The organism is Streptomyces sp. NPDC048389 (genome assembly GCF_040706335.1).
Lineage (GTDB): Bacteria > Actinomycetota > Actinomycetes > Streptomycetales > Streptomycetaceae > Streptomyces.
In genome coordinates, this window is sequence record NZ_JBEZKP010000108.1 from 1 (window position 1) to 6071 (window position 6071).

6 protein-coding genes are annotated in these 6071 nt (G+C 72.0%); all 6 read left to right on the forward strand.

What is annotated here, in order from left to right:
* Positions 1-503 (forward strand): biotin/lipoyl-containing protein (locus AB0903_RS34000; protein ID WP_366708647.1); only part of this gene is annotated, 503 nt, incomplete at its 5' end.
* A gap of 5 nt (positions 504-508) precedes the next feature.
* Positions 509-1489, forward strand: a complete 981-nt coding sequence (locus AB0903_RS34005) for a hypothetical protein (RefSeq protein ID WP_366708649.1) — start codon at positions 509-511, stop codon at positions 1487-1489.
* Between the two features lie 57 nt (positions 1490-1546).
* Positions 1547-3013: an FAD-dependent monooxygenase gene (locus AB0903_RS34010; RefSeq protein ID WP_366708651.1), complete on the forward strand. Its 1467-nt coding sequence runs from the start codon at positions 1547-1549 to the stop codon at positions 3011-3013.
* Between the two features lie 44 nt (positions 3014-3057).
* Positions 3058-3387: a TcmI family type II polyketide cyclase gene (locus AB0903_RS34015; RefSeq protein ID WP_366708653.1), complete on the forward strand. Its 330-nt coding sequence runs from the start codon at positions 3058-3060 to the stop codon at positions 3385-3387.
* Positions 3384-4655: a beta-ketoacyl-[acyl-carrier-protein] synthase family protein gene (locus AB0903_RS34020; protein WP_366708655.1), complete on the forward strand. Its 1272-nt coding sequence runs from the start codon at positions 3384-3386 to the stop codon at positions 4653-4655. Before AB0903_RS34015 ends, AB0903_RS34020 begins: the two co-directional genes overlap by 4 nt.
* Positions 4652-5872, forward strand: a complete 1221-nt coding sequence (locus AB0903_RS34025) for a ketosynthase chain-length factor (protein ID WP_366708657.1) — start codon at positions 4652-4654, stop codon at positions 5870-5872. Before AB0903_RS34020 ends, AB0903_RS34025 begins: the two co-directional genes overlap by 4 nt.
* Positions 5873-6071 lie beyond the last annotated feature (199 nt).

Below are 6071 nucleotides of genomic sequence, written 5' to 3' on the forward strand. Positions count from 1 at the left end.
GCGCGGTCGTCGCCGACCCGGCGTTCACGGCCGACCCGTTCCGGATCCACACCCGCTGGATCGAGACCGAGTTCGTCAACGAGATCAAGCCCTTCACCCCGGCCGGCACCGACACCGGCACCGAGCAGGACACGACCCGCGAGAGAGTCGTCGTCGAAGTCGGCGGACACCGGCTCGAAGTGTCCCTGCCCGCCGTGCTCGCCGCCGTGCCGGCACGGACACCGAGCCCCGCCGGCGCCGCCCGGCCCCGCCGCCGCACCGCCACGGGCACCGCGGCACCCGGCTCCGGGAACACCCTCACCTCACCGATGCAGGGCACCGTCGTCAAGGTGGCCGTCGAGGAGGGCCAGGAGGTCCAGGAGGGCGACCTGATCGTCGTACTCGAAGCGATGAAGATGGAACAGCCGCTCACCGCACACAAGTCCGGCACCGTGACCCGGCTCACCACCGAGACGGGCCAGACCCTGTCCGCAGGCGCCGCCATCTGCGACATCAAGGACTGAACGACGTGGCAGCACTCACCTACACCGACGCCGTGAACGAGGCTCTGCAACGACTGCGCCGAGTGGGCTTCGAACACGGCCGCAGCTTCGTCAACCACGCCCCGATGGCCGCCGAGGCCCTGGCCCACATGGGCCACGCCGACGAGGTCCCCGGCTGGGTCGAGCACAACCTGCGCAGCCGCACCTACCACGACGTGCCCGAACGCCGCTGGACCATCGACCCGGCAGACCCGCAGGACTGGAACACGGCACTCGGGGACTTCTCCCGCGTCGCCGACTGGACAGCACTGTTCGAACGAGAGCTGGCCGAGGAACCATGGCGCGAGGTACTGGCCCGCTGGTGGCCACGGCTGCTGCCCGGCATGTCCGCAGTCCTCACCCACGGCGTGATCCGTACCGCGCACGCCGTCCGCGCCGTCACGGCGGCAGACGACAACCGGCTCGCCCTGGGCGAACTGGCACAAGGACTGGGCTACTGGGCCGCACGCCACTCGACCCACCGCACCCCGGCGGACACGGACGACGAACAGGCCACCGAGGACAACCTTGAGACGGCCGCCGCAAGCAACGACCCGCGCGATCCGACCCTGCGGGCACTGGACGACCTGGTCGCCCGGTACGCCGGGATCTACGCCACCGTCCCCCAGCACCACCCGATCCCACTGATCCACGCGATCACCGGACCCGCCGCCGTACGGCTCGTCATCGAACACTTGCCACCCGGCCAGCGACATCCCTCCTATCGCGTCGCACACGCCGTCAGCCGCACCATGCTCGACTGGTTCAACGCCACCCCGCGCCCCGCGGCACCGCTGCCCGACGCCCCCGACGTGCACGAAGCCTTCGCCCAGGCCGTCCAGGTGGGCGACGAACACACCATCAAACTCGCCGAGGTCGCCGTCCGCCACCAGGCGTTCGCGCCCGACCCACGGCACGCGGCAGCCGCTCACACCGCCAACCAGGCCATCGGGCGCCTGTATCCCTGATCAGCCGTGGACCCGTTCCCTTCCCGCCCGGAGGGCGGGTTGTACCCGAGGAGTGTCATGGACGCACAAGTCATCGTTGTGGGCGCAGGCCCGGCCGGCATGATGCTCGCGGGCGAGCTGCGGCTCGCGGGCGTCGACGTCATCGTCTTGGAGAAGCTGCCCGCACGCACCGGCGAGTCACGCGGCCTCGGCTTCACCGCCCGCACCATGGAGATCTTCGACCAGCGGGGACTGCTGCCGCGCTTCGGGGACATCGAGGTCAGCAACGTGGGCCACTTCGGCGGCCTGCCGGTCGACTTCGGTGTCCTCGACGGCGCCCACCAGGCCGCCAAAACCATCCCGCAGTCCGCCACGGAGACCGTGCTGGAGGAGTGGGCCACCCACCTCGGCGCCGACATCCGCCGCCGCCACGAGGTGCTGTCCGTCACCGAGAAGGAGGACAGCGTCGAGATCGAGGTCCGCGGCCCCGACGGCGTGCACCACCTGCGCTCCGAATACCTCGTCGGATGCGACGGCGGACGCTCGACGATCCGCAAGGCGGTCGGCTTCGACTTCCCCGGCACCGCCGCGACCCTGGAGATGTTCCTCGCCGACGTCCGGGGCATCCAACTGCAACCCCGGATGATCGGCGAGACCCTGCCCGGCGGCATGGTGATGGTCGGCCCCCTGCCCGGCGGCATCACCCGGCTGATCGTCTGCGAGCGCGGCACCCCGCCGCAGCGCCGGGACAAGCCGCCGACCTGGCAGGAGGTCGCGGCCGCCTGGCAGCGGCTGACCGGCGACGACATCGCGCACGCCGAGCCGGTATGGGTGTCCTCCTTCGGCGACGCCACCCGCCAGGCCACCGAGTACCGGCGCGGCCGCATCCTCCTCGCAGGCGACTCCGCCCACATCCACCTCCCCGCCGGCGGCCAGGGCATGAACACCAGCATCCAGGACTCGGTCAACCTCGGCTGGAAACTCGGCGCCGTGGTCCGCGGCCGGGCCCCCGAGCCGCTCCTCGACACCTACCACGCCGAACGCCACCCGGTGGGACGCCGACTGCTGATGAACACCCGCGCACAGGGCCTGCTGTTCCTGTCCGGGCCCGAGGTCCAGCCGCTGCGCGACGTACTGAACGAACTGATCGCCTACCCCGACGTCAGCCGGCACTTCGCGGCGATGGTCTCCGGCCTGGAGATCCACTACGACCTCGACACAGGGCCCCACCCGCTGCTCGGCCGCCGCCTGCCCGACGTCACGCTGCACGGCCACCCACTGCTGACCTCCAGCACCCAGGCCCTGCACGCCGGCCGCGGTGTGCTGCTCGACCTCACCGACAACGACCGGCTGCGCGACCGGGCCCGGCCATGGCTGGACCGCATCGACATCGTCACCGCCGCCCCGGCCCTGCCCGAAGGCAGCCCCCTGCAGAGCACCACGGCCGTGCTGGTGCGCCCCGACGGCTACGTCGCCTGGGCCGCCCCCGGCAGCCACGCCGACCTGCCGATGTCCCTGGAGCGCTGGTTCGGCCCGGCCCGCTGACGCCACCCGCCGAGACACAGGCGCCCCGCCTTCAAGGAGAGACCATGCACAGTACGTTGATCGTCGCCCGGATGGACCCGAGCAGCAGCCACGACGTGGCCCGGCTGTTCCAGGAGTTCGACCGCACCGAGATGCCGCACCTCATGGGCACCCGGCGCCGTCAGCTCTTCGCCTACCACGGGCTCTACTTCCACCTGCAGAACTTCGACACCGACAACGGCGGCGAGCTGATCGAGGAAGCCAAGACCGACCCGCGTTTCATGCAGATCAGCGAAGACCTCAAACCGTTCATCCAGGCATACGACCCGGCCACCTGGCGCTCTCCCGCCGACGCGGTCGCCACCCGCTTCTACGACTGGGAGGGCCGGGCATGAGCGCCAGACGCGTGGTCATCACCGGGATCGGCGTCAACGCGCCCGGCGGTGTCGGAACCAAGAACTTCTGGAACCTCCTCAGCCAGGGCCGCACCGCCACCCGCGGCATCACCTTCTTCGACGCCTCCTCCTTCCGCTCCCGGATCGCCGCCGAGATCGACTTCGACCCGCAGGAACACGGCCTGAGCCCCCAGGAGATCCGCCGCATGGACCGGGCCGCGCAACTGGCCGTGGTCAGCGCCCGCGAGGCACTCGCCGACAGCGGCCTCGACCTGACCGGCGCCGACCCCCACCGCGTCGGCGTCACCATCGGCAGCGCCGTCGGCGCCACCATGGGACTCGACCAGGAGTACCGCATCGTCAGCGACGGCGGCCGGCTCGACCACGTCGACCACACCTACGCCGTCCCGCACCTGTACGACTACCTGGTACCCAGCTCCTTCGCCGCCGAAGTGGCGTGGGCGGTGGGCGCCGAAGGCGCCGCCACGGTGGTCTCCACCGGATGCACCTCCGGCCTGGACTCGGTCGGCCACGCCGCGGAACTGATCCGCGAGGGCTCGGCATGCGCCATGGTCGCCGGCGCGACCGACGCCCCCATCTCACCGATCACCGTGGCCTGCTTCGACGCCATCAAGGCCACCACCCCCCGCAACGACGACCCCGAACACGCCTCGCGGCCCTTCGACGGCACCCGCAACGGCTTCGTACTCGGCGAAGGCTCCGCCGTGTTCGTCCTGGAAGAACTCGAGGCCGCCAAGCGGCGCGGCGCGCACATCTACGCGGAGATCGCCGGCTACGCCTCGCGCTGCAACGCCTTCCACATGACGGGACTGCGCCCGGACGGCCTGGAGATGGCCGAAGCCATCACGATCGCACTGGACGAGGCCCGGCTCAACCCCACCGACATCGACTACATCAACGCCCACGGCTCCGGCACCAAGCAGAACGACCGGCACGAGACGGCCGCGTTCAAGAAGAGCCTGGGCGACCACGCCTACCGGACCCCGGTCTCCTCCATCAAGTCGATGGTCGGGCACTCGCTCGGCGCGATCGGCTCGATCGAGATCGCCGCCTCGGTCCTCGCCATGGAGCACGGCACCGTGCCGCCCACGGCGAACCTGCACACACCCGACCCCGAGTGCGACCTGGACTACGTGCCGCTGACGGCCCGCGAGCACCGCACCGACGCCGTGCTGACCGTCGGCAGCGGATTCGGGGGCTTCCAGAGCGCGATGGTGCTCGCCCGACCCGAAAGGACCGCGGCATGAGTACGGCCACAGCGCGGACGGTGGTGACGGGGCTCGGCATCGCCGCCCCCAACGGCCTGGGCACGGCCGACTACTGGGCCGCCGCCTGCTCCGGCAAGAGCGGCATCGCCCGCATCACCCGCTTCGACCCCTCCGGCTACCCGGCCAAGCTGGCCGGCCAGGTACCCGGATTCACCGCCGCCGACCACCTCCCGAGCCGGCTGCTCGCCCAGACCGACCACATGACCCGGCTCGCCCTCGTGGCCACCGACTGGGCACTGGCCGACGCGGGCGTCGCCCCCGCCGACCTGCCCGCCTACGACATGGGCGTGGTCACCGCCAGCTCCTCCGGCGGCTTCGAGTTCGGCCAGGGCGAACTGCAGAAACTGTGGAGCCAGGGCAGCCAGTTCGTCTCCGCCTACCAGTCCTTCGCCTGGTTCTACGCCGTCAACAGCGGCCAGATCTCCATCCGCAACGGCATGAAGGGCCCCAGCGGCGTCCTCGTCTCCGACCAGGCCGGCGGACTGGACGCGCTGGCCCACGCCCGCCGCCAGATCCGCAAGGGCACCCAGCTCATCGTCTCCGGATCGATCGACGCCTCGATCTGCCCCTGGGGCTGGGTGGCCCAGCTGGCCGGCGGCCGGCTGACCACGTCCGACGTGCCCGACCGGGCCTACCTGCCCTTCGACACCGCCGCGGCCGGGCACGTACCGGGCGAGGGCGGAGCCATCCTCATCCTCGAGTCGCAGGAGGCGGCCGCCCGCCGCGGCGCCCGGACCTACGGCGAGATCGCAGGCTACGGCGCGACCTTCGACCCCGCGCCCGGCACCGGCCGCCCGCCCGGACTGCGCAAGGCCATCGAACTCGCCCTCGCCGACGCCGGCGCGGACGCAGGCGACATCGACGCCGTCTTCGCCGACGCGGCGGCCCTGCCCGAACTCGACCGGATCGAGGCCGACGCCCTGAACGAGGTGTTCGGACCGCACGGCGTGCCCGTCACCGCGCCCAAGACGCTCACCGGACGCCTCTACTCGGGCGCCGGACCGCTCGACGTGGCGACCGCCCTGCTCGCCATCCGCGACGGTGTGCTGCCGGCCACCGCCAACGTGGACCCCGACGCCTCCTACGACCTCGACCTGGTCACCGGCCGGCCGCGCACCACGGAGATCCGCACCGCCCTGATCCTGGCCCGCGGCCACGCCGGATTCAACTCGGCCCTCGTCGTCCGCGCACCCTGACCCCCCTCCCCCCGGCCGCCCACCCCGCACCGGCCCACCCGGCCGGTCTCCCGGCCGGTTTCCCCCCGCGCCGGTTTCCCCCCGCGCCGGTTTCCCGCGGCCCGCTCCCCGGGCCCGGCTCGCGCTGGGAGACCTGCTCCAGGCGGTGCTCCGCCGCCCGGCCCCGGGCCTGGCCGAGCAGGCCGTTGGCCAGGTGGAC